25 protein-coding genes are annotated in these 24,322 nt (G+C 43.6%); 18 read left to right on the top strand and 7 right to left on the bottom strand.

Annotated elements, in window-relative coordinates:
• Positions 1 to 17: 17 nt before the first annotated feature.
• Positions 18 to 1,064 (bottom strand): tRNA preQ1(34) S-adenosylmethionine ribosyltransferase-isomerase QueA, encoded by a 1,047-nt coding sequence (gene queA / locus ACFQ21_RS14005; RefSeq protein ID WP_377579846.1) that lies wholly within the window; start codon positions 1,062 to 1,064, stop codon positions 18 to 20.
• 202 nt (positions 1,065 to 1,266) lie between these two features.
• Here queA and ACFQ21_RS14000 point away from each other — a divergent pair, with 202 nt between their 5' ends.
• Complete coding sequence (locus tag ACFQ21_RS14000) at positions 1,267 to 2,529, top strand: ABC transporter permease (RefSeq protein WP_377579845.1); 1,263 nt, start codon at positions 1,267 to 1,269, stop codon at positions 2,527 to 2,529.
• 111 nt (positions 2,530 to 2,640) lie between these two features.
• Here ACFQ21_RS14000 and recA read toward each other — a convergent pair whose 3' ends face one another.
• Positions 2,641 to 3,669 (bottom strand): recombinase RecA, encoded by a 1,029-nt coding sequence (gene recA / locus ACFQ21_RS13995; protein WP_377579844.1) that lies wholly within the window; start codon positions 3,667 to 3,669, stop codon positions 2,641 to 2,643.
• A 323-nt stretch (positions 3,670 to 3,992) separates the two neighbouring features.
• Between recA and ACFQ21_RS13990 the strand changes: the two genes are divergently transcribed.
• The 5 genes from ACFQ21_RS13990 to ACFQ21_RS13970 all read left to right on the top strand — a co-directional run bounded on the left by ACFQ21_RS13990 (position 3,993) and on the right by ACFQ21_RS13970 (position 8,558).
• Complete coding sequence (locus ACFQ21_RS13990; RefSeq protein WP_377579843.1) at positions 3,993 to 5,042, top strand: aminopeptidase; 1,050 nt, start codon at positions 3,993 to 3,995, stop codon at positions 5,040 to 5,042.
• A gap of 117 nt (positions 5,043 to 5,159) precedes the next feature.
• On the top strand, positions 5,160 to 5,849 hold the full coding sequence (locus ACFQ21_RS13985) for a response regulator (RefSeq protein WP_377579842.1): 690 nt from the start codon (positions 5,160 to 5,162) through the stop codon (positions 5,847 to 5,849).
• 171 nt (positions 5,850 to 6,020) lie between these two features.
• Positions 6,021 to 6,620: a hypothetical protein gene (locus ACFQ21_RS13980; RefSeq protein WP_377579841.1), complete on the top strand. Its 600-nt coding sequence runs from the start codon at positions 6,021 to 6,023 to the stop codon at positions 6,618 to 6,620.
• Positions 6,621 to 6,759: 139 nt separating this feature from the next.
• Positions 6,760 to 7,821, top strand: a complete 1,062-nt coding sequence (locus ACFQ21_RS13975) for a sensor histidine kinase (protein ID WP_377579840.1) — start codon at positions 6,760 to 6,762, stop codon at positions 7,819 to 7,821.
• Between the two features lie 17 nt (positions 7,822 to 7,838).
• Positions 7,839 to 8,558 (top strand): RluA family pseudouridine synthase, encoded by a 720-nt coding sequence (locus tag ACFQ21_RS13970; RefSeq protein WP_377579839.1) that lies wholly within the window; start codon positions 7,839 to 7,841, stop codon positions 8,556 to 8,558.
• Between the two features lie 50 nt (positions 8,559 to 8,608).
• Here the strand turns inward: ACFQ21_RS13970 and ACFQ21_RS13965 are convergent, their stop codons facing one another.
• Complete coding sequence (locus ACFQ21_RS13965; RefSeq protein WP_377579838.1) at positions 8,609 to 9,664, bottom strand: 2Fe-2S iron-sulfur cluster-binding protein; 1,056 nt, start codon at positions 9,662 to 9,664, stop codon at positions 8,609 to 8,611.
• Between the two features lie 89 nt (positions 9,665 to 9,753).
• Here ACFQ21_RS13965 and ACFQ21_RS13960 point away from each other — a divergent pair, with 89 nt between their 5' ends.
• The 7 genes from ACFQ21_RS13960 (at position 9,754) to ACFQ21_RS13930 (ending at position 14,435) form a co-directional block, all read left to right on the top strand.
• Positions 9,754 to 10,533, top strand: a complete 780-nt coding sequence (locus ACFQ21_RS13960; protein ID WP_377579836.1) for an AraC family transcriptional regulator — start codon at positions 9,754 to 9,756, stop codon at positions 10,531 to 10,533.
• 70 nt (positions 10,534 to 10,603) lie between these two features.
• A complete protein-coding gene (locus tag ACFQ21_RS13955) occupies positions 10,604 to 11,059 on the top strand; it encodes a VOC family protein (protein WP_377579835.1) in 456 nt (151 codons plus the stop codon).
• 259 nt (positions 11,060 to 11,318) lie between these two features.
• Positions 11,319 to 11,762 carry a 50S ribosomal protein L13 gene (gene rplM, locus ACFQ21_RS13950; protein ID WP_377579834.1) on the top strand — a complete coding sequence of 148 codons (444 nt, stop codon included), beginning with the start codon at positions 11,319 to 11,321 and terminating at the stop codon, positions 11,760 to 11,762.
• Positions 11,763 to 11,766: 4 nt separating this feature from the next.
• The gene (rpsI, locus tag ACFQ21_RS13945) at positions 11,767 to 12,153 is read left to right on the top strand and encodes a 30S ribosomal protein S9 (protein WP_377579833.1); all 387 of its coding nucleotides are present in this window, start codon (positions 11,767 to 11,769) and stop codon (positions 12,151 to 12,153) included.
• 13 nt (positions 12,154 to 12,166) lie between these two features.
• Complete coding sequence (rpsB, locus tag ACFQ21_RS13940; protein WP_377579832.1) at positions 12,167 to 12,937, top strand: 30S ribosomal protein S2; 771 nt, start codon at positions 12,167 to 12,169, stop codon at positions 12,935 to 12,937.
• Positions 12,938 to 13,092: 155 nt separating this feature from the next.
• Positions 13,093 to 13,926, top strand: coding sequence for a translation elongation factor Ts (gene tsf, locus ACFQ21_RS13935; protein ID WP_377579831.1), 834 nt, complete (start codon positions 13,093 to 13,095; stop codon positions 13,924 to 13,926).
• Between the two features lie 68 nt (positions 13,927 to 13,994).
• A complete protein-coding gene (locus ACFQ21_RS13930) occupies positions 13,995 to 14,435 on the top strand; it encodes a hypothetical protein (RefSeq protein ID WP_377579830.1) in 441 nt (146 codons plus the stop codon).
• 20 nt (positions 14,436 to 14,455) lie between these two features.
• On the opposite strand, the gene ACFQ21_RS13925 is transcribed toward ACFQ21_RS13930, so the two are convergent.
• The 4 genes from ACFQ21_RS13925 to aspS all read right to left on the bottom strand — a co-directional run bounded on the left by ACFQ21_RS13925 (position 14,456) and on the right by aspS (position 21,168).
• A complete protein-coding gene (locus tag ACFQ21_RS13925) occupies positions 14,456 to 16,600 on the bottom strand; it encodes an OmpA family protein (RefSeq protein WP_377579829.1) in 2,145 nt (714 codons plus the stop codon).
• Positions 16,601 to 16,853: 253 nt separating this feature from the next.
• Complete coding sequence (locus ACFQ21_RS13920) at positions 16,854 to 18,506, bottom strand: N-acyl-D-amino-acid deacylase family protein (protein ID WP_377579828.1); 1,653 nt, start codon at positions 18,504 to 18,506, stop codon at positions 16,854 to 16,856.
• A 77-nt stretch (positions 18,507 to 18,583) separates the two neighbouring features.
• On the bottom strand, positions 18,584 to 19,318 hold the full coding sequence (locus tag ACFQ21_RS13915) for a class I SAM-dependent methyltransferase (RefSeq protein ID WP_377579826.1): 735 nt from the start codon (positions 19,316 to 19,318) through the stop codon (positions 18,584 to 18,586).
• Positions 19,319 to 19,413: 95 nt separating this feature from the next.
• Positions 19,414 to 21,168, bottom strand: a complete 1,755-nt coding sequence (aspS, locus tag ACFQ21_RS13910) for an aspartate--tRNA ligase (RefSeq protein WP_377579825.1) — start codon at positions 21,166 to 21,168, stop codon at positions 19,414 to 19,416.
• A gap of 56 nt (positions 21,169 to 21,224) precedes the next feature.
• Here aspS and ACFQ21_RS13905 point away from each other — a divergent pair, with 56 nt between their 5' ends.
• The 5 genes from ACFQ21_RS13905 (at position 21,225) to ACFQ21_RS13885 (ending at position 24,321) form a co-directional block, all read left to right on the top strand.
• A complete protein-coding gene (locus tag ACFQ21_RS13905; protein WP_377579824.1) occupies positions 21,225 to 21,791 on the top strand; it encodes a hypothetical protein in 567 nt (188 codons plus the stop codon).
• 92 nt (positions 21,792 to 21,883) lie between these two features.
• Complete coding sequence (locus ACFQ21_RS13900; RefSeq protein ID WP_377579823.1) at positions 21,884 to 22,327, top strand: nucleoside deaminase; 444 nt, start codon at positions 21,884 to 21,886, stop codon at positions 22,325 to 22,327.
• An 8-nt stretch (positions 22,328 to 22,335) separates the two neighbouring features.
• Positions 22,336 to 22,689: a DUF3127 domain-containing protein gene (locus tag ACFQ21_RS13895; RefSeq protein ID WP_377579822.1), complete on the top strand. Its 354-nt coding sequence runs from the start codon at positions 22,336 to 22,338 to the stop codon at positions 22,687 to 22,689.
• 128 nt (positions 22,690 to 22,817) lie between these two features.
• On the top strand, positions 22,818 to 23,426 hold the full coding sequence (locus tag ACFQ21_RS13890) for a superoxide dismutase (RefSeq protein WP_377579821.1): 609 nt from the start codon (positions 22,818 to 22,820) through the stop codon (positions 23,424 to 23,426).
• 340 nt (positions 23,427 to 23,766) lie between these two features.
• Entirely contained in the window at positions 23,767 to 24,321 is a 555-nt protein-coding gene (locus ACFQ21_RS13885) for a hypothetical protein (RefSeq protein WP_377579820.1), read from the top strand.
• The last annotated feature ends 1 nt before the right edge of the window (position 24,322 follow it).

Genomic DNA, 24,322 nt, shown 5'->3' with positions numbered 1-24,322 from the left:
ATAGTGCAGATCTTCAACTAGATGATCAACATTGCGTCACCGTAGGTGAGGAATTTATACTTTTCTTTTTTGGCAACTCTGTACGCTTCCATGATGAGATCGTATCCACCAAAGGCAGAGGCCATCATTAATAATGTTGACTCTGGCATGTGGAAGTTTGTTACCATCGCATTGCAGATCTTGAAATCGTACGGAGGAAAGATAAATTTATCAGTCCATCCTTCACGTGCTTTCAGGCGGTTCGTTGCTGATACCGCAGACTCCAATGCGCGCATGGTAGTAGTACCAATAGCACATACTCTCTTTTTGTTATCGAGAGCTTTGTTTACCATATCGACAGCTTCATTGCCAACAATGAAGTTTTCGGAATCCATTTTATGCTTGGTGAGATCTTCAACATCTACCGGCCGGAATGTACCCAAGCCGATGTGAAGCGTAACGTAAGTCATGTCGACACCTTTCAACTGAAGACGTTTCAATAACTGACGTGTAAAGTGAAGGCCAGCGGTAGGAGCTGATACAGCACCTTTATTTTTAGCGAAGATTGTCTGGAAGCGATCTTTGTCTTCAGGCTTTACTTTGCGCTTGATATATTTAGGAAGCGGAGTTTCTCCCAATGTTTCTACTACTTTATCGAAAGCAGCAGAGTCACCATCGAAAAGAAAACGAATGGTACGACCGCGAGAAGTTGTGTTGTCTATAACTTCAGCAACCAGGTCGCCATTACCAAAATATAGTTTATTACCCACGCGGATCTTGCGGGCCGGGTCAACCAGTACATCCCACAAGTGCATATCTGCATTGAGTTCGCGCAGCAGGAATACTTCAATCTTTGCACCGGTCTTTTCCTTTCGTCCGTAAAGACGGGCAGGGAACACCATGGTATCATTACCAACCATTACATCGCCATCGTCAAAATAATCAACGATGTCTTTGAATATTTTATGCTCTATTTTACCAGAGTCCTTATGCACAACCATCAAACGTGCTTCGTCACGGTTCTCGGCTGGGTCCAGGGCAATAGAGTTGTTGGGGAGTTCGAATTTAAATTCGGATAACTTCATATTCGTTAATGCAAAGTATGCCCAATAAAGGGTAAATTTTATTTTGGGTTGCAAAAATAAGGCAACAATTGGCTTTTGCGACAAAAGGTGCCGTTTTTTTCAGACTTGTAACAAAAAAGCAAGTTTTTTAGTCTTAAAAAAGTAATTTGTTTGGTATAAAACCGACAAACCCAATCAATCTAACACTGCGTTAATTACCAGTATGTATACTTTACGCCAGATTTTCGAAAGTTTCCGGTTTGCCTGGAGGGCACTGAAGTCCAATATTCTGCGCACAGTGCTGTCGCTGCTGGGCGTAACGATAGGGATTTTTGCCATTATCGCAGTGCTCACGCTGGTGGATTCACTTGAGAAAAATATCAAGGACAGTCTCAATTTTATAGGCACGAACGTAATCTACGTTGATAAATGGCCTTGGCTTGCTGATAATGATGGCGAATATCGCTGGTGGGACTTCTGGAGAAGGCCTAACTCTTCTTATAATGAGTATAAATTTTTACAGGAGAACCTGAAATATAGCAGCTCGATCGCGATTTATGCCGACCGCGGACGCATGACTGTAAAGCGTGACAACAATAGTATAAGCGATGTGCGCCTGGTAGGAGGTAGCGAAGGGTACGACAATATATTTACCGTGAACATTGAACGCGGCCGTTACCTGACCACCGATGAAATTGCCGGAGGCAGAGATGTAGTGATCATCGGGTTTGAAGTCGCGAAAACGCTTTTCCCGAATGATGACCCTATCGGTAAAGTTGTTAAGATAAAGAACCGGAAATTTACTGTGATCGGTACGGTAAAGAAGGAAGGACAGAGTTTTATGGGCACACCGAGTAACGACTATGTTTCCATTGTACCGTATGCTACGTTCCGAAAATTATACCAGACAGGTTCCGGCCGCTGGGATGAGATGGAATCAAGTATAGGTATCCGCGGATTGGAATCAGATATAGGTTTGGTTGAACTCGAAAACGAAGTGCGCGGTATCATGCGTACCCGAAGAGGATTGCGCCCGGCAGATAAAGATAACTTTGCCGTTAACCGGCCCGAAGCACTTGCAAACATCATTGGTAATTTATTTGATGTAGTAGGTATTGCCGGCTGGATTATCGGAGGTTTTTCAATACTTGTAGGAGGATTCGGTATTGCCAACATCATGTTTGTATCGGTAAAAGAGCGAACGAGTGTGATTGGTCTACAGAAATCGCTCGGAGCTAAAAATTACTTTATACTATTCCAGTTCCTGTTTGAAGCGATCTTCCTCAGTCTTATCGGGGGGCTCGCGGGACTTTTCCTGGTATATCTGATAACGTTTATCCCGATGGGGTCACTGATCGTTACGCTCACGTTTAAAAATATAGTATTAGGCTTAACAGTTTCTACCGTGATCGGACTTGTTTCCGGAATTGTACCCGCTGCATTGGCAGCACGCCTTGACCCGGTAATTGCCATTCGTGCCACCTGATATATACGTATATGTAGACGATGGCGGAAGCTGTCGGTATATAAATATAAAAGCCCGTGAGATGCTCGCGGGCTTTTGCTTTAATGTCTCTTATGACTAAGTGTATATTCACTACTCTTTTTCTTCCAGAACTTTAGCGCCTTCTACGCCAGCCAGGTGTTCCTTGATTTTCTTTTCGAGCTCATCCATCAGTTCAGGATTATCTTCGATAAGTTGTTTAACGGCATCACGACCCTGGCCAAGTTTGTTACCGTTGTATGAGAACCAGGAACCGGATTTCTGAACAACGTTAAGTTCTACACCCAGATCGATAATCTCTCCTGACTTAGATATACCGCGACCGTACATGATATCGAACTCCACCACTTTGAACGGAGGTGCTACTTTGTTCTTTACCACTTTTACTTTTACGCGGTTACCGGTAATATCATCAGCAGCTTCTTTGATCTGACCAATTCTGCGAATATCCAGACGAACTGATGCATAGAATTTCAAAGCGTTACCACCCGTAGTTGTTTCAGGGTTACCGAACATTACACCGATCTTCTCGCGTAACTGGTTAATGAAGATACAGGAGCAACCTGTTTTGCTGATGGTACCGGTAAGTTTACGAAGCGCCTGCGACATGAGGCGGGCCTGTAAGCCCATTTTACTTTCACCCATCTCGCCTTCCAATTCACCTTTTGGTACAAGGGCGGCAACCGAGTCAATGACAATGATATCGATAGCCCCTGAGCGGATCAGGTGATCGGCAATTTCAAGAGCCTGCTCACCGTTGTCGGGCTGGGAGATCAAAAGATTCTCGGTGTCAATGCCAAGCTTTTCAGCGTATGATTTATCGAACGCGTGTTCCGCATCAATGAACGCTGCAAGACCACCGCGCTTCTGTGCTTCCGCGATGCAATGCATGGTAAGCGTAGTTTTACCAGACGATTCAGGTCCGTAGATCTCGATAATTCTTCCGCGCGGTATACCACCTATACCCAGCGCAATGTCAAGTCCCAGAGAACCGGTTGAGATAGCAGGGATATCCACCACTTTCTCATCACTCAGTTTCATCACGGTACCTTTACCATACGTTTTTTCCAGTTTGTCAATCGTTAACTGAAGTGCCTTCAGTTTTTCTTTTGCATCGCTCATATTCAGTTGTTTTATTTCTCGTCTGTCAATTAGGCTGGTCTCGTTTTCAGTTTTGAAAGTACAAAGGATCAATCAGAAGTACACTTCAGTAATCAATCATCAACCTAAAAAAGTATTAACTATTTTTATTAGTTTAATTGGGTTTAAAATTACTAATTAAAATAGAGAATCAAAATGAATCTGCTGATATGGAGCAGTTTTTTAGCTTTTTCGGGTTGCCGCCCTGTCCGTTGAATTCCCGTTAACCGCTGTCGGAGCCGCATACAAAGTTGAGGTATACTTTTATCTTGCAGGCTATAGATCGAAGAAATATTTTTTGTTGCATGAAGAGTCGTTTCGGTAAAATCATCAAGCGCGTTTTGTTGGCACTTCTCCTGGTGGTTGCTATTCTCTTGGTCGTATTTTGGGATCTGGTGAGTTATGGTGTGCGGCAGGGATACGGGCAACTGAACATCGTATGGAATGCGCGACCAGTGGAAGAGTTCATGGCCGATCCTTCGTTTCCGGATTCACTCAAAGCAAGACTGAGGCTGATCGATGAAGTAAGAAAGTATGCGATCGATTCACTTGGCCTCAAAGACACCGAGAACTATAAAACACTATACGATCAAAAAGGTAAAGAAGTAATGTGGGTGGTATTGGCGGCTGAACCTTTCAAGCTGAAACCAAAAGAGTGGAAGTTCCCGGTGATTGGTTCTGTTCCCTACAAAGGTTTCTTCAACCAGAAGCTCGCGTTCAATCTGAAAAAAGAGTTGGAAGGGGAAGGTTATGATGTGATCGTTCGTAATCCGGGGGGCTGGTCAACACTCGGTTGGTTTACCGACCCTATACTTAGCAAAATGCTTAGTCGTAGTGAAGGCGATCTCGCGAATCTAATTATACATGAAATGTCGCACGCTACCATCTTTGTAAAAGATAGTGTAGACTTTAATGAGAACCTGGCTACGTTCATTGGCGATCGAGGTGCCGAGAAGTTTCTGATCTATAAATATGGTCGTGATTCGAAAGAGTACACAACCTATATTGATGAAGATAAGGATTACCTGAAGTATGTAGACCACATGCTGCGTGGGGCGCACCTGCTCGATAGTTTATATAGTGGCATGCACGAGAGCGATCCGCTGGAAAAGAAAAAAGAAATAAAGCAGGCTGCGATTCAGAAGATCATTGATAACCTCGATACGCTTTCGCTGGCCCTTACCAAAAATCCTTCGCAGCGATTTAAGGATAAGCTACCCAACAACGCTTACTTCATGAACTTCCGGCAGTATCAATCGAAACAGAATATTTTCGGAGAAGAATGGAGCACCGTTTTTCATGGCGACCTGCGTGCTTACATCCTTCACCTGAGCGAGAAGTATCCTTTTCTCTAACGCCCGAAACCTTTTGCTATTACCGAATTGTTATCCGGGCTTAAGGAATTGTTAAGAAACACTTCCCGGTTTTTAATGGGCTTTTTTATGTATATTTTTGAAGCAAATAGTTGAACCATGGGAAACAAGCAAATGCACAAAGTGCTTGTCGTTGACGATGAAGAACCGATTTTGGAACTTCTGAAGTACAACCTCGAAAAAGGCGGATACGATGTGAAAACTGCGTCTGATGGCTCAAAAGCTGTGGACATTGCTAAAAAGTTTGTACCGGATCTGGTATTGCTTGATATCATGATGCCCAAGATGGATGGCGTAGAAACCTGCCGGTTGCTGCGCGACATCCCTGAACTGCAAAAAACATTTGTTGTATTCCTCACGGCACGCTCCGAAGAATATTCAGAGGTAGCTGCGTTTGATGTGGGTGCAGATGACTATATCACCAAGCCAATCAAGCCGCGTGCACTCATGAGCCGCATCAGTGCGTTGTTCAGAAGAGATTCTAAAAAGTCATCGCCTTCCAGTCTCATTACGATTGGTGAACTTACGATTGACCGCACCAGCTATACTATAAAAGTAAACGAGAAGGAGATCAACCTCCCGAAGAAAGAATTCGAGCTGCTATATTTCCTGGCGCAGAATCCCAATAAAGTATTTAGTCGCGAAGATCTGTTGCAGAACATCTGGGGTTCCGATGTATATGTACTCGCCCGCACGGTAGACGTTCACATTCGTAAAGTGCGCGAAAAGATTGGTGATGACTTTATTACTACAGTGAAAGGTGTAGGGTATAAATTCAGTCTCAACTAGTAGTCGTTATCCGTTAATTGTTATCCGTTATCCGGGAGTTATTCAGAGGTGTTGGTATATCTATGATATACCTGTTATTATTAACTTGATCGGATTTTTGTTGAGTTTTATTCATTCATGCTAATTCTATTAAGGCAGATCGTGTAATTTGGCTTTCGGAATCGACATCGTATGAATATTGAACGCCTGAAGAAAATTCACCGATACTCCGGTATAATACTGGCCACTTTCTTTCTCTTTCATATTGTCAATCATCTTTTCGCATGGGGCGGTCCTGATACGCACATACGCGTTATGAATTTATTCCGCCATGTTTACCGCTTTCCTCCGGTAGAAGTAATTTTGTTGTTGAGCGCGCTTATACAGGTAACTGTTGGTTTAATGCTGGTGTGGCAAAAAGGATTCAGAAAAAATCTATATGATCTTTTGCAGGTTATCAGCGGGCTATACCTTTCGTTTTTCCTACTCTTTCATATTCGTGCCGTATTGCTTGGACGCTATTCCTGGAATGTAGAGACTGATTTTCATTTCGCTGCATGGGGCGTAAAGAACCATCCGGCCGATCTGTTTTTTATACCCTATTACTCGCTTTCCGTACTCTGCGTATTTATACACCTGGCTTGTGTACACCGCCAGAAGATGCTCGCATTAGCTGTAACAAATGCAGGCTTTGCAACCTCACCACTACAGGTAACACGTCAGGCGATTGTAATTATAGCCACCGGCATTGTGGTAACGGCATTAATCCTGGCTGCTTTTATAACAGCATAATGATATATACTAACGATTATAAAATCTCTTGCACAGAGATAACGAAGAAGACACAGACAACAAAAAGGCTTTGCTTACCTTGCGTCTGCATTTATCTACGGATAACGATTAACTAATAACGATTAACGGCTAAACGAACATGGTTTACAGTTCCCGCGGTCTTGCTCTGCTTCTTGCGTTCTGCATTGCCCTGATCACGTCTTTATTTCTTTCGTTGTTCAAAAGTATTGCTGCCAGTGCGTTGCTGGTTGCTTTTGCCATCAGCTTCTCGGTTTCGTACCTGCTTATTTTTACAGTGCTGGAGTTTCTCATCTTTCGTGAGATCAATAAAATATACAAGCTGATGGGTAAGTTGAAAAAGAAAGAACTTGCCAAGATCGACAGACAAAAAACAGCTCCGCTGAACCCGCTCAAAACAATAAATGAAGATATATACTCTTTTGCCGAGTTGAAGCAAAAGGAAATTGATGAACTTAAAAAACTCGAAGCATTCCGCAGAGAGTTTATTGCCGATGTATCGCACGAGCTGAAGACACCGATTTTTGCCGCACAGGGATTTGTGCATACACTCCTTGATGGCGCTGTGAATGATAAAACAGTGCGTACAAAATTTCTGAAGAAAGCCGCGAAGAGTCTGGATGGTCTGGATATGCTCGTTCAAGACTTGCTAACACTCTCGCATATTGAAACCGGTCAGATAAAAATGCATTTTGAGACAATCGATATGCACAAGCTTACCGAAGAAGTGTTTGAACAGTTTGAAGAAAAAGGCGAGAAGCGGAATATAAAATTACGCGTAGAAGGCGCCCATCATAAAGCATTGGTATATGCTGATTGGCAGCGCATCAGCCAGGTGATGACAAACCTGATCAGCAATGCCATCAAACATTCGAACGATGGCTCCGATGTGGTGGTGAGTTTCGACATCAGCAAAAAAAATGTTGTTACCAAGGTGCGCGACTTTGGCGAAGGTATACCGGCTGAACATCAAACCCGCATCTTTGAACGTTTCTACCGTGTCGATAAAAGCCGAAGTCGCGAGAAGGGCGGTACCGGTTTGGGGCTCGCCATCGTGAAACATATCCTTGACGGGCACAATACAAAAGCCGAAGTAGAGAGCGAACCCGGTAAAGGTTCTACTTTTAGTTTTAAATTGCCGCGTGTTAAGCCGGATGCTGCCGAGCATCACCAGGCTGACTAAAACTAAAAGGAATTATCTTGAAGGCTGCCAAAATCAATTTAGAAGAACTTATTCTCTTCGAAGACGAAGATTTTATTCTCATCAATAAACCTCCGTTTGTTGCTACACTTGAAGACCGGAACTCGAAAGTTAACCTGCTCGGATTAGCCCGCGAGTATGTTGATACAGCACAGGTATGTCATCGTCTCGATAAAGATACATCCGGTGTACTGGCGATAGCTAAAAATCCGGAAGCATACCGCCACATGAGTTTGCAGTTTGAAAAACGTGAAGTCACCAAAATATACCATGCCGTTGCGGATGGCATTCATAACTTTAAAGATGAACTGGTTGATCTTCCGATCCTGAAACAGGATGATGGTATAGTAAAAATCAGCAGGCGTGAAGGTAAACAGGCACAAACGTATTTTACTTCTATCAAGTCATACAAGCTGCATACGCTGGTGGAGTGCCGACCGATAACCGGACGAATGCACCAGATCAGAATTCATCTTTCAACGTTGAAGGCTTCTATTACTGGTGATGAACTTTATGGCGGTAAACCATTTTTTCTATCGAGTGTAAAGCGCGGTTTCAATTTAAAGAAGCAAACGGAAGAGCAGCCCATCATGAAACGTATGGCGCTGCATGCGTACTCGCTCACCTTTGCCGATATGAAAGGCAACACGCAAAAAATAGAAGCGCCTTATCCCAAAGATTTGCAGGCACTGGTGAAACAGTTAGAGATTAACAGCTAATATCCGTCATACGTGGTAGCAGGTATAGAGCTATAGCTGCTACCGTAATTCTATTTTATTTCCAGAATAACATCGCCACCAACCGGGTATGCCGTGCAGGTAAGTGTTCTGCCTTTTTCCACTTCGCTATCCACCAGCACTTCGTTGTTCCACATCCATACTTTTCCTTTTATGCATGATGCTGCGCACGTACCACATTGTCCTGATTCGCAGCTGTAGGGTATAGGTATATTCAGCTTTTTAGCATGCTGCAGAATGGTTTCCGGAAACTGCGTTTCAAACGTATATACATTGCCATTCAGTCGTAGCTCTACGGCATGTTTGTCTTGATCAGAAGGTTCATTTTTTTGTATAGGCTTTCGCGTTGCAAAATTTTCTTTACGGATGTTATCGGCAGGTACACCTTCAGTTTGAAGAACGATCGTAGCCATACGCATATACTCATACGGACCGCACAGGTAAAAAAGTGTGTCACGATGATCGGTGCCTGAATATTGCTTCAATAAATCTTCCAATAAGAATTTGCCGAGCCGTGCCCGTGAAAGATTGCGTGACGTACTGAACAGGTACTCGATGGTGAGTTGATCGCTATATTTCTTTTGAAGTTCATTCAGCTCCTTGTAAAATATAGTGTCGTCAGGTTGGCGATTGCTATAAATTAATACCACCTGCAGCGCAGGATACGTTGTTAATACATGCTTGAGTAATGAGTATATCGGAGTGATGCCGCTACCGGCCGCCAGGAAGATCAGTTTCTTATAATTCGCCAGATTTTCCGGTAACGTAAAATGCCCGGACGAACCAATGGTGAGCAAAGTGTCGCCAGGCTTTACCCGATCGATAAACCACCGCGAGTATTCTCCATTCTCAATTCGTTTCAACGTTATGGTGGGAATGGCGTCTATCCCGGGCGTTGTAGAGAACGAGTAACTTCTCCGATCACCGTCATTAGTACCATTCTTGGGAAAGATAAACGTAATGAATTGTCCCGGTGTATAGTGCAAAGGCGAACCATCAGCATACTCCAATTGAAAAGACTTTACATTTTTAGTTTCCTCAACAACATCACGAACAACAATTCTTTTATAAGCTGACGATGTATTCACTACGTTATTATTATTTAAATTCAAGTATAAATTAAGCCACGAATCCTAAAATCTTTCAATCTTAAAATTTTTCCAATCTTCCAATTCCCATGCATTACCAGGAAATCAAGCCGCCCGCAGCACTCCAGCACCTGGTAAGATTTTTCTGGGTGCTCGAATATAACGGAGGTTCTCAATTTCCGGTTCAATATAAATTACTGGCGGAAGGTTTTCCGAGCCTGGTGTTCTTCTTCAAAAATCAATACGGTGCAATTAACGGACAGACTACTGAACATCGCTCGTTTTCAATGACCGGTAATTTTAAAATGATAGGGGTATACCTGTATCCGTATGCGCTGCCGCTGCTGTATAAAATTCCTTCTCACGAATTTACACATCAGCATATACCTTTGGATGAATGGTGTAAAGCAGAGTTCTCTGAACTGCAGGAGCGAATACTGGAAACCGAAACAGATGCTGAAGGAGTTAATATACTATCAGACTACTTGTACCAGAAGAGTATACGGGCTGTAGCAGCAAGCGATAAGTTTCATCAATGTATACTGCACGTGATAGACCAGTTCGGCAATGTGGCGGTTGACCGGCTCGCTCAACACGCAGGTATATCGAATCGTCAGTTGGAAAGAAAGTTCAACGCCTCCGTTGGGGTGTCTCCCAAAGTATATTCGCGGTTAATGCGGTTTCACGCGTCACTACGATTTATAAAGTCCGGCTCGATGAAAACATTGACAGATATAGCCTATGCCGCAGGATATTTCGACCAGTCCCATTTCATTCGTGAGTTCAAAGAATTTTCCGGTCTTTCTCCGGGTGAGTATGTTAGTCTTCCTGTTTACAATCGTGCGGATAATTTTATTCAGCTTTCGTAGCATGTCGTGTTCATACAATCCCCAGCGTTTGTCATGTTATAGCTTCGTGCAGTTAAAACTGTAAAAGCTTATGAAAACAACATCCAACCAAAATCCTGCACCGGCAGGTTACTCACGGGTATGTCCATACCTGATGGTAGCTGACATCGAAGCGCTGCTGATCTTTTTAAAAGACGTGCTTGATGTGGAGATAACTGAAAAACTAACTTCGGCTGATGGAACGGTTCGTCATGCCGAAGTATGTCTCGGTGATTCTGTTATTATGATGGGGAAGGAACAGCCTGGTTATCCTGCCGAAAGTATGATCTACGTTTTTGTTCCCGATGCTGATGCCACATTTAAGAAGGCATTGCAGCACGGTGCAACATCGATTATGGAACCAGGCGATCGGTTCTACGGGTATCGTGAAGGCGGCTTTAGAGATCCTTCCGGAAATCAGTGGTGGGTTGCGCAGGTAATTGAAAACGTGTCGAAAGAAGAGATGGAAAGACGTGCAGCTTCGTACGACTTCAAGCCAGCAAAATAGGGGACATAATGAGCGGATAAATGCTAAAATGTTACCCAATTATGACTTGTGAACAAAAAAAATCCGAAATTGCCGCCTGATAAAGTTTTTGGGAGTTTCTCCAAAGGTCTAATTTTCAATGCTTTACTTTCGATTTTAAATTGTTTTGATTGATTTTAAAGCAATTTCAGAATCATGCTTGCATTTACCAGACAGGCAGTTTACCTTTGTGTCCCTTTTTGAAAGGGGTAGTGTTTTTAATTGAATCTCTAATAATAAAATGGATCATAATAGCTATAAAACACTGAATGCCAATAAGGCTACAGTTGAAAAAGGCTGGGTAATAGTGGACGCAAACGCACAGGTGCTGGGTCGTGTGGCTAGCCAGGTTGCCCACATTATTCGTGGAAAGCATAAGCCAAGCTATACTCCCAATGTGGATTGTGGCGATAACGTAATTGTTATCAACGCGGAAAAAGTAAGAATGACTGGCAAGAAGTGGACTGATCGCGTGATCTTCACACACTCAGGTTACCCAGGCGGTCAGCGCGAGCACACTCCTACTATGATCCGTTCAAAGCATCCTGAGCGCCTCATCGAGCACGCTGTACGCGGCATGCTTCCGAAGAACAGACTCGGACGCGAACTTTTCAGAAGCCTGCATGTTTATGCCGGTAACGAACACCCTCATACTGCTCAACAACCTAAAGAAATAAAGTTCTGATATCATGCAGATCATCAACACCATCGGTAGAAGAAAAACCTCCATTGCCAGAGTTTATGTAAAGCCTGGAAAAGGAGACATTAAAGTGAATGACCGTGATCTGAAGGAGTACTTCCTTTCTGAAATTCACCAGACTACAGTAAAACAACCTCTTTCTACCATTAAGGCAGAAGGCCAGTATGATGTTACTGTAAATGTTGAAGGTGGTGGCGTAAAAGGCCAGGCAGAAGCAGTTCGCCTTGGTATTGCCCGCGCACTGGTTGAGTTCAGTACTGAAAACAAGCCTGCTCTGAAGAAAGAAGGTTTGTTAACCCGCGACTCAAGAATGGTTGAGCGTAAGAAGCCGGGTAGAAGAAAGGCAAGAAGAAGATTCCAGTTTAGCAAGCGTTAATCATAACAAGAGAATGGCTGAAAAATTAACATATCAGGATCTGTTGGATGCAGGTGCACACTTTGGTCACCTCACCCGCAAGTGGAACCCGAAGATGGCTGAGTACATCTTCATGGAAAATAATGGTATCCACCTTATCGACCTGAATAAAACATTAGCATGCTTAGACGAAGCTACTTACGCACTGAAGAACATTGTTCGTTCAGGTCGCAAGATCATGTTCGTAGCAACGAAGAAGCAAGCTAAAGATATCGTATCGGAAGAAGCAAAACGTCTTAACATGCCGTTCGTAACAGAGCGCTGGTTAGGTGGTATGCTTACAAACTTCGCTACGATCCGTAAGTCTTTGAAGAAACTCGCGCAGATCGAGAAGTTGATGAAAGACGAAGCTTTCACCAACCTTGCGAAACGCGAACGCCTCATGGTAACTCGTGAGAAAGCTAAACTTGAAAAATTGTTAGGTGGTATCGCTGATCTGAACAGACTCCCTGCAGCATTGTTCGTGATTGACGTAAAACGTGAGCACATCGCTGTAACAGAAGCTCAAAAACTCAACATCCCGGTTTTTGCGCTGGTAGATACAAACTCAGATCCTTCAGGTGTTGATTTCCCGATTCCTGCCAACGATGATGCTTTCAAATCAATTTCTATCCTGACCAAACATATTGGTAAAGTGATCGAAGAAGGTTTGATGGAGCGTAAGAAAGATAAAGATGACGCTGCGCAGAAGAAGGAAGAAGACGAGAAGAGAAAAGTTGATTCTGCAGTAGAAGAAAGCAAATAATTAAAAGCTGATGTGCCAAGGTGCAAAAAATGCACGCGGTAGTCATAATTAATGCAATGATAATGCACTAAACATCGGCCCAAAGCCGGTGTTTAGTTTTTTTTTAGGGAGTTCAAAAAAATAGATAATCGTAAATACTAAAAATCGTAAATACTATGTCAGCTATTTCAGCACAAGATGTAAACAAGCTCCGCCAGATGACGGGTGCAGGTATGATGGATTGTAAAAAAGCCCTTGCCGAAGCCGAAGGAGATTTTGATAAAGCTATCGAGATATTAAGAAAGAAAGGACAGAAAGTTTCTGCTTCACGTTCTGACAGAGAAGCTAAAGAAGGTTCTGTATTTATCAAAGTTAGCGATGACAAGAAGGAAGCTGTATTGATCGCGCTGAACTGTGAAACGGATTTCGTAGGCAAGAACGAGGAATTTCAGGCACTTGGTAAACTGATCGTAGATACTGCTTTCGCCAGCAAACCTGCTACTAAAGAAGCATTGCTTGCACTGACAGCTGGTGGCCTGACTCTGAATGATAAAATTGTTGAACTCGTAGGTAAGATCGGTGAGAAGATCGAAGTGAGCGAATACATTCACATGAAAGGTGAAGCTATTGTGTCTTACATCCACGCTGGTTCTAAACTTGGTGTACTTGTATCACTGAAAGGTGTTAATGGTGTAGATGTTACTGAAGCTGGTAAAGATGTAGGTATGCAGATTGCAGCCATGAACCCGGTAGCAGTTGATGAAAAATCTGTAGATCAGTCGATCATTGATAAAGAACTTGAAATTGCTAAAGCTCAGATTTTGGCAGAAGGTAAACCTGAGAATATGGTTGATAAAATCGCTCAGGGTAAACTTCAGAAGTTCTTCAAGGAAACTACATTGTTGCACCAGCTTTTCGTAAAAGATAACTCGAAGACTGTAGCTCAGTACCTGGATAGCGTTACAAAAGGTTTGACAGTGGTTGAATTCAAGCGCGTAACAATCGCTTAAGATCATAACTAACTTTTTTCAGAAAGAGCCATTCGGATATACCGGATGGCTCTTTTTTTTTCATGTTTATGACTCGTATGTATTCATTCTTTTTATGTCTGGTGTGTCTGATGCTTACAGGTTGTGGGTATTTTTATTCAGGTACCTGGGAAGACGATGATGATAACTGGGAGCGAGCGTACGGGTATGAAAAACCTGATGACATCGATGTTGTGCATTCGTGGTATTGGCGATCGCCTCACTTTACAGTGGAGTACGAGCTATATATGGAGACTACATTGAATAAAAATATACTTCAATCTTTTTTGTCGAAAGGTGATTTGGTTCAGCGGCCCGGTGATGCGAGTGAGAGTATAAAGGATTTAGTCGGTTATGATACGCGACCCGACTGGTTCGTTCCGAAGACACTTGATAAATATGAAACATGGGTGGGTCGTGTGCCGGTAGAATTTGAGCTTTTTATAGATCGCGAAACCGGGCATCTATACTGGCATGAGATTCAATTATAGGAGTATAGTATATATATAGCTTAGCTCTTTCCTTCGATAATTTCTATCTCCGTTCTGCGGTTGATAGCGCGGCCTTCTGCTTCATCGTCATTACTTACGATAGGGCGTTCAGAACCAAATCCTTTGGCACTTAATCGAGTCGCACTGATGCCGTGCTGCACCAGGTAATCAACCACTGCACTGGCGCGCCTCAGGGAAAGTGATTTGTTGGTTTCTGCGTTACCGGTATTATCCGTATGTCCGTTGATCTGAACGTTAAGCTGCGGGTTTGTGATCAATAACTCCTTAATATTTTCAACCTCAGCTATAGATTCAGCTTTCAGATCAGATTTACCGATATCAAAGAATATGTTTTTCAATACAACCTTCGAGCCAACCTCAGCCTTTACCATGATGATGTGCGTATCGATCTCCTGATATTCGGCAAATTGCGGCAGGTTAAAGTTAATAGAGTTAAACAGGTAACCTGGGCGTTCCGTAGCCACCCCGTAGTTACCACCGTGCGGAATAGTCAATTCAAAATCTCCGGTTTGTGGGTTAGAGTATATTTTGGTGATGACCTTGTTTGTGGCGTTATCTACCAGCGAGATGGTAGCAGACAAAGGTTGGGCTGTAGTTTCATCAATTACTTTTCCTTTCAATACGGTAACAACTTTGTTGTCTTTATGCACCTGTATCATCGGGTCAATATAGTCTGTACGATCTGGCTCCGGTGCAGGAGTTTGTGCTACTACCGGTGGAGGCGCGACAACAACAGGCTCTTCCGTCACCGTAACTTTAGGTTCTTCTTTTTTAGGTTCTTCAACTTTTGGCTCTTCCTTTTTAGGTTCCTCTATCACAGCCGGAGTTGTTTCAACCGGAGGCTGTTGTACCGCAGGCTCGGTGCTGGCAAGCAGTACAGGTTCCTGAACCTCTTCTTTGGCAGGAGGTAAAAACTTTATAGTATATATATCAGCACTGCCCATACCATCGGCACGTAGCGTTGAATAATACCCTGTGGTTTTGTCAGCAGATATACTGAAGAATCCATCGTACTCAATGGAGTTTATCGGGTAGCCCATGTTTACAGGCTTCTGCCACTTGCCGTCTTTAAATTCACTTCTGTAAATGTCATTACTTCCCATACTCGGGTGCCCGTCTGATGAAAAATATAGCGTAACGCCATCCGGGTGTATATAGGGAGAGTCTTCGTTGCCCGGAGTATTTATAGCACCACCCAGGTTTACCGGCTTCGCCCAGTTTCCTTTTGGATCAAGTGTACTCATCCAGATGTCAAGCTCACCTTTGCCACCCGGGCGATTGCTGGCGAAAAATAATTTCTGACCGTCTGCTGATATACAGGCTGAGGTTTCCCAGAATAATGGCGTGTTGATGTTCTTGTTTAGCGCTTCAGGCTTGGTCCAGTCCGACCCTTCAAGATGCGAAGTATATATATCACCGGAGCCATCTTCATAGTACAGGAACAGCGTTTTTCCATCCGGAGAAAGTGATGCTGCGGCATCGTTGAATTTGATGTTGATGTTCGGACTGATCTTTTCCGGCACACCCCACGATGCTCCGCTTTTACGTGCTATATATATATCTTCAAAGTTGGTTCCGCTTTTAATCTTGTAATCATCCGAAGAACGGTTGGAGGTAAAGATCATCGTGTTACCATCGGCTGACACCAGCGGTGAATATTCGTTGAACTGTGAATTTATACCAGCTCCTACATTTTCGATGACCGCGCGAACCGGTTTACGCGTAAGAGAGTCACCAATCTCGCATTCAAAAATCTTTTCGGTAACGAGCTCGTAGAGTTTTTTGTTCTTGCCTCTGAATTCTTCGTAATGATCGCGTGCACGGGCATACTGGTGGTTGTTCTGGTAAGCCATGCCCAGGTAGTAATGTATATCCGGATCTACATTTGATTTTGCATTGAATGCTTTTTCCAGATAGGGGAGCGACTTCGATTTTGTCTCAAGGTACAGATAGCACATTCCGATCTTGAAATTCAAGTCAGCGTCATCACTGCTGGCACCACCTTCGAGGTAAGCCTTGAGCGCATTTTCATAATCCTTTTTCTCGAACAGGCGATTACCCTTATCAATAGAATTCTGTGATTGACCCGAAACCGGTATCAGCAGGCATAAAATGAGCAGCGTCAGGTAAACTAGCTTATCCATCGGGTGGATAGAAAAATTGATTATAAATGATTTAAAAAATCACAGTAAATATATTGAAAAATACCCCTCAAAAATATTCTCTCTCAAGGACTTGGCGATACAGGCGGGCACTGGTCGATTGTTGCCGGTATGCTGTATATAAGGCAGCTTACCGTACGTTGATGTATTAAAAACAATGCGATGTAATGCGATCATAGTCAACCTCCCTCTTATCCTTCCTCGTGGTCCTGTTTCCCCTTTGAGAAAATATTTTTTACAGCACCTTTTTCTTCTCTTTGTAGCCCGGTCCGCGTATCGTTCTTCCGGGTTTTGCTCCCGTATGTTCACCATTCTGCAAAACCTGAACTCCGTTTACAAATACATGTACCATGCCGGTAGAGTATTGCTTCGGTTTTTCGAATGTGGCGTAGTCCTGCACTTTGGCCGGATCAAAAATCGCGAGGTCGGCAAAGTATCCAGTCTTTATGCTGCCACGCTTTTTTATTTTCAGATTTGCTGCCGGTAATGAAGTAAGCCTTCTTACAGCTTCCTGCAACGTAATAAGTTTCTCATCGCGCACATATTTAGCCAGCACGCGCGCAAATGTACCGTAGCTTCGCGGATGCGCTCCCTCTTCTACATTTTTGTCATCGATCGTTTCAGAACCTCCGTCAGAGCCAAAGCTCACATACGGTAATTTTACAATGCGTTTTACGTTTTCTTCTGACTGCTGATAATACAACGCTTCAATTCTTGATCTATCACGAACGATCAGATCGATCACCGTTTCATCTGCATTTTTACCATGAAGCTTCGCTACCTCACTCAGGCGCTTGCCTTTATATAGTTTGTTAAGCGAATCCAGACGAAAGCCCATCAACGCTACATATTGCGGCTCGGAGTTTTTGTACGGTATACCCATCTCCATTTCGTATAAGACCTTTTTACGAATGGTGGGTGTCTTTAATTTCTTGCGCATCTCTTTCGCACCGCCTTCCTGCACCCACGTTGGTAGACGTGATGTTAGCCCCGTAGCACTCGCGGTATAGGGATACATATTGGCGGTAACTTTCAACCCTGCTTTTTGTGCACTGTCTATCTTGTTGAGCAGTGTGTCGATCTTCGGCCAGTTACGTGCTATATTTATTTTCATGTGGTATATCTCCGCATGTATACTTGCTTCTTTTGCAATGCGAATCGTTTCATCAACCGCATCCAGTATAAAGTCTCCTTCACTGCGCATGTGGGTAGTATACATGCCGCTATATTTCGATGCTACTTTGGCAAGCTCGATTAACTCATCTGTTGATGCGTATGTAGCGGGTGCATAGATGAGCGATGTGCCCAAACCCATTGCGCCTTCTTCCATCGCCTGTTGTACAAGCTGTTTCATTTGTGCGAGTTCGGCATCGGTAGGTTTACGATTGTCGTAACCCATTACATAATTTCGAACGGAAGTCTGACCAACGAAAGAAGCTACATTCGTAGAAGTGCCCTTCTTCATCAGCCAGTTAAAATATCCTCCGAGGGTTGTCCAGAGACTATCGACAGCGACTTTGCTTTTTCGCTTCATCGGTCCGGGTGACCAGCCTTCTCCAAAAACTTCAAGCGTTACACCTTGCTTGATGTCGCTCATGGAGCGTCCGTCTTTTAGTAAGTTCTGGTCGGCCCAGCTCAGCATGTTTATAAACCCGGGAGCAACCGCCAAACCCGTTGCGTTAATTTCTTTTTTTCCGGTGGCATCACTCAGCTTGCCAATGGCTGCAATGGTATCGGCCTGAATGGCTATATCACCGACAAAGGGAGCACTGCCGGAACCATCGTAGATTGTTCCGTTCCGAATAATGATGTCGTACTGTTGCCTGGGCTTCTGCATACAAGCCAGTGTTACAAAAAGACCTGCTGCGAAAAAAATGAAGTAGCGCATGTAAGGGAAAAAGTATACGATGATAGTGAGGTTTCCTGAGAAAAGAAACGCAATGTAAGAAACAAAGTATAGTTACTTTAAATGACTCCGAGCCTCGCAAAAATGGGAAATGATACTTTTTTACTTTCCCCTTCTGCCCAATGTTTTCGTAGAGTTTCCGCTACAGCGTCAACAGGATTTATACCTTTTTGCCGGATAAACTTTTGTGTAGACGACCAGCTTTCCAGGTATCCCGTAAGGTGCTCCAATGTCCATTGCACATCAATGGAAAACGGTGGTGCAGGTATTTCTTCAAATGGAAACGCAATGGTTTTATATTCCTGTTCAACCAGTCTGCGTGCATCATCCCAGAACGGCCCAACCGTATTGTTATAAAAATCCATGATGATCGTATCAATAACAGGTTCTATATATAGCAGTGCGTAACCCCATACGGCCAGCAGACCTCCGGGCTTGCCAATGCGTTTTACTTCCCGGTAAAAACGATCGCGATCAAACCAATGCAACGCCTGGGCGACTGTAATGAGATCGAATTGAGCATCGTGAAAAGATGTTTGCTCTGCAGGACTTACGCTATACCGTATGTTGTGTGCCCGAAAAGCATGATCCAGTTGTTGCTGACTGATGTCGGTAGCATATACTTCTTTAAAATGTGCTGAAAGAATTTTTGCTACCTGCCCGTTGCCGGTGGCACAGTCCCATGCTGTGCTTTTATTTTTAAGATGCCGGAAGATGAAATGATACAACGCATCGGGATATACCGGGCGAAACGATGCATAAATTTTTGAGTGTCCTGAGAAGAAATCTTTCATACAACTATATACGGAAGGAAGAACGGAAAGTATAACTGTTCTAACAAGGTAGCGGAAGAAAAAAAGGCCGGTATAGATATACCGGCCTCGCATTTTTATTTTTTAATGTTGATGTTCAACGCCAGCTCGTTCAGTTGTTCCTGCGAGATGGTAGAAGGCGAATCGATCATCACATCTTTGCCCGCATTGTTTTTCGGGAAGGCGATGAAATCGCGAATTGAATCCACTCCTCCAAAGATTGAACACAGGCGGTCGAACCCGAATGCTATACCACCGTGTGGAGGTGCACCGTATTCGAAAGCTTCCATAAGGAAGCCGAACTGTTTCTTTGCTTCTTCTTCGCTGAAGCCGAGGTGTGTAAACATCAGTTGTTGTGTAGCGCGGTCGTGAATACGAATAGAACCACCGCCAACTTCTGTTCCGTTTATAACCATGTCGTAAGCATTGGCGCGTACTTTACCCGGATCAGTATCCAGCAGGTGTATATCTTCATGCTTCGGTGATGTGAACGGATGGTGCATAGCATGGTAACGCTTTGTCTCTTCGTTCCACTCCAGCAGCGGGAAGTCGATCACCCACAGTGCCGAGAATTTATTCTTATCGCGAAGTCCCAGCTTTTCGCCCATTACTAAACGAAGCTCATTGAGTTGCTTGCGTGTTGCGTATGCTTCGCCGGCTAATACAAGTATAAGATCACCTGGTTGTGCGTCAAATTTGGCAGCCCATGCTTTCAGATCTTCCGGAGTATAGAATTTATCTACGGATGATTTTATAGTTCCGTCCGTGCGATACTGTATATATACCAGTCCTTTCGCTCCAACCTGCGGGCGCTTCACAAATTCTGTAAGTTCATCAATCTGCTTGCGGGTATATTCTGAGCAGCCTTTTGCATTTATACCTACTACAAGCTCAGCACTTTCAAATACCGGGAAGTTCTTTCCTTTGGTAAGCTCTGTGAGCTCTACAAACTTCATATCGAAGCGTGTATCTGGTTTATCAGAGCCATATAGTTTCATAGCATCATCGTAGAACATGCGTGGTACGGAAGGAAGATCTATACCTTTTACATTCTTAAAAAGATGACGCACCAGTCCTTCAAACGTATTCAGAATATCTTCCTGCGTAATGAAAGCCATCTCGCAGTCTATCTGTGTAAACTCCGGCTGGCGATCGGCACGCAAATCTTCATCGCGGAAACATTTTACAATTTGATAATAGCGGTCGAAGCCCGACACCATCAGCAATTGTTTAAAAGTCTGAGGCGATTGGGGCAACGCATAAAACTCACCGTGATGAATGCGTGACGGCACAACAAAGTCACGGGCACCTTCCGGAGTTGATTTGATTAGTACCGGTGTCTCTACTTCAATAAATTCCTGGCTGTCGAGATACGCGCGTGTCTGCTGCGCCATTTTATGACGGAGCTGAAGTTTTTCGCGTACCGGGTTTCTGCGCAGGTCGAGGTAACGATACTTCATTCGAATATCATCGCCACCATCGGTGTCATCCTCAATAGTAAAGGGAGGAAGCTTGGCTGCATTGAGAATGGTAAGCTTGGAAACTTTTATTTCAATCTCGCCCGTGGCGATCTTGTCGTTTTTGGAAAGACGTTCAACAACGGTTCCTTCCACCTGGAGTACATACTCGCGGCCGGTGCTGCGGGCCTCTGCCAACAAAGCAGCATCTGTCTTACCTTCTTCAAAAATCAATTGGGTTATACCATAACGATCGCGAAGGTCAATCCAGAGAACACTACCCTTATCGCGGAGGCGTTGTACCCATCCCGTCAGGGTTACTGGTTTGTTAACATCTGCTAATCTCAATTCACCGCAGGTGTGCGTTCTTAACATGTTAGTTTTAATTAATTTAGCCGCGAATTTAACAATACTTTGTCTCCTTGCGCGATATGCTAAAAATTAAAAGTGTAGTTCCTAACGTGTTGGTTGTGTTGGTTTTGACCTGCCTGGCTGCCGATAAACCAAAGCTTGTGAAAGTAAAGGTTAATGAAAACATAACCGTATCTATTCCACAAGGGTGGCGTCCTATGGATGCGATGGACTTTACACAACGCTACCCATCTGTTCGTGCTCCGCTCGCGGCCTATACAAATGAAGAACGTGTCGTTGATTTCAGTGTAAATATTTCGGCTACGCAATGGCCTGATACCAACGCAGAACTGGCAGCGCAATTTTTCAAGGCTTCACTTCTGAATACATTCGATCGGGTCGAGATGATCCAGGAAGGTGTACAGGAGATCAACAAAAAGAAATTTATATACTTCGAATTCGAGTCGCGTGTTAATGGTAACCGGCAGCAGGAGGGGTTTCAGGATGCCGTTGTGCGCTATACCTATATCCAGTATTTACTGCAGCCCGGCAAAACACTGGTGTTCTCTTTCAATTGTCCGAAGCGCATGAAGGAACAATGGCAGGCAACCGCGCGCGATATGATGAAGGCTGTGAAAGTCAAGTAAGCTGCCTCATATACATTTTTAAAGTATAAAAGATTTATTGAAAGCCCCGCTTTCGGCTTTAGCATGAAGCGTTTAGTTTTGCCCTTTCGATTATGGAATTATATACCGATGAGTATTTCATGCGCGAAGCATTGAAAGAAGCAGTCAAGGCTTTTGATACAGGTGAAGTACCGGTAGGTGCCGTAGTGGTTAGTAATAACAGAATTATAGCACGTGCGCACAACCAGACTGAAAAGCTTACGGATGCTACCGCGCATGCCGAGATGCTGGCCATAACGGCTGCCGCCAATTACCTGGGATCGAAATACCTGAGCGAGTGTACGCTATATGTTACGCTGGAACCTTGTGTAATGTGTGCCGGTGCACTGCATTGGACACAACTTGAGAAACTGGTGTTTGGTGCTTCCGATATACAGCGTGGCTATAGTATAGTAAGTACACCGTTACTTCACCCACGTACCGAAGTAGTAAAGGGTATAAAAGCGGAAGAGAGTAAAAAGTTGATAAACGATTTTTTTAAGAAGATCAGAAATTAATTAGTCAAATGGAAATAAAAGGAAAAGTAGTTCAACTGCTACAGATGCAGACCGGACAAGGCAAGAAAGGCCCGTGGAAGAAACAGGAATTTATTATTGAAACGCAAGGTCAATATCCTAAAAAAATATGCCTGTCTGCATGGGGAGATAAAGTAGATCAGTATAATTTATCGATAGGTGATGAAGTATCTGTGTCCGTTGATCTGGAGAGCCGAGAGTATAACGGCCGTTGGTATACCGAGGCACGTGCCTGGAAACTGGAGAAAAGCGGAGGCAGCAGCCGAGCAAACAACAATACACCGCCTGTGGGAGATGAGCCTTTTTACGCGGATAACAGTCCTTCAGACGACCTGCCATTCTAACGAAGCACGGTATATTTCGGTGTGACCCATAAAAATATTCGTATAATCATAATACAGGTGAAATTTTCTCGGTAAGGTTATGGTTGTATATTTGATTTTACACATGTTCAACCTATAAATTCAGTACTATGGCTTTTACATTGCCCGCGCTGCCGTATGCAGCTAATGCTCTTGAACCTCATATCGATGCAAAGACGATGGAGATACACCATGGCAAGCATCATAACACGTATGTAACCAATCTCAACAATGCTATTGCTGGTACAGATGCTGAGAAGCTTAGCCTTGAAGAGATCAATAAGAATATCTCCAAGTATCCTGTGGCAGTTCGTAACAACGGTGGTGGTCACTATAACCACAGCCTGTTCTGGACTATACTGGGGCCGAATGCTGGTGGTGCTCCAACCGGTGGGTTGGCTGATGCTATCAATGCTACCTTCGGTAACTTCGATGAGTTCAAAACTAAATTTGCAGCTGCTGCTACCGGACGTTTCGGTTCAGGCTGGGCTTGGTTGATTGTTGATGGAAGCAAAAAGCTTCAGATCACTTCAACGCCTAACCAGGACAATCCATTGATGGATGTTGCTGAAGTAAAAGGAACTCCGATTCTCGGACTCGATGTTTGGGAACACGCTTACTACTTGCACTACCAGAATCGCAGACCTGACTATATCGCTGCTTTCTGGAATGTGGTTAACTGGAATGAAGTGACCAAACGTTTTGACGCTGCGAAATAACGCTTGGTGTTGAGACTTATAATACAAAGGCTTCCGTTTGGAGGCCTTTGTTATTTAGGATGGCTGTGATTTACCTTCAAGTTATATCAGATATATCTGATTTTTTAAGACTATTCTGAGGCCTTCGGAGCCGCATATCTGATGATATATATCAGCATGGACAACATCCATGGCATAACACCTCTGAAAAGCCCTGTAAAACCTTCAAATTCTTTTAATTACAATGATTGAAATGATTTTGTAAAATCAGGGAATTGCTGATTTCTATTGATTGGTGTTTTGTCATATTAGTATCAGTTTATAGGACAGGTTAGAAGTTGTACCACCAAAATAAAGATCTATGAATCTGATCATGGCATTTATCACAGCAACGTTTTTATTTTTCAACGATGGCTCCGCTGTTAAGACGAACGTTGACAAAACAATGAATCGTACCATCACTACTTCGGTAAGCGATAAAAGTAGATTCGTTATTGAAGCAGGTAAATCTGTTGTGGTGAAGGAGAACTGTAACATTGGTCCGAATACAATTCTGGAAGTACGTGGTAGTCTGCTCATCGAAGGTGATCTCGTTATTCGTCAAGATCTTGAATTGATCGTAGCCGGTGAAGGTAAACTTATTGTGAAGGGCGATGTAATGAGCCAGTCACTTGCATTGAAAAGCATACAGGTACTCGATCGCGGTGAGTTTACAATAGAAGGCACATTCAATGCCAACGACAATACAAAGATTACCACATTAGGCAATGGCTTTATCACAGCCAACCGTGTTGTGGCCAGCAGTAAAGCAGAGCTTGCCGGCACGGGTCAATTTACAACCTCGGCATGTGCGTGTGACGATGGTATCAATTGTGATTTTTGCAAAACGTCTGCTATATCCAGACGCTCTAAATAAA

It is taken from the genome of Ohtaekwangia kribbensis (assembly GCF_042676245.1).
Classification (GTDB): Bacteria; Bacteroidota; Bacteroidia; order Cytophagales; family Cyclobacteriaceae; genus Ohtaekwangia; species Ohtaekwangia kribbensis.
The sequence above is the reverse complement of the archived record's forward strand: the minus strand, read 5'-3'. Positions and strand labels throughout refer to the sequence as shown.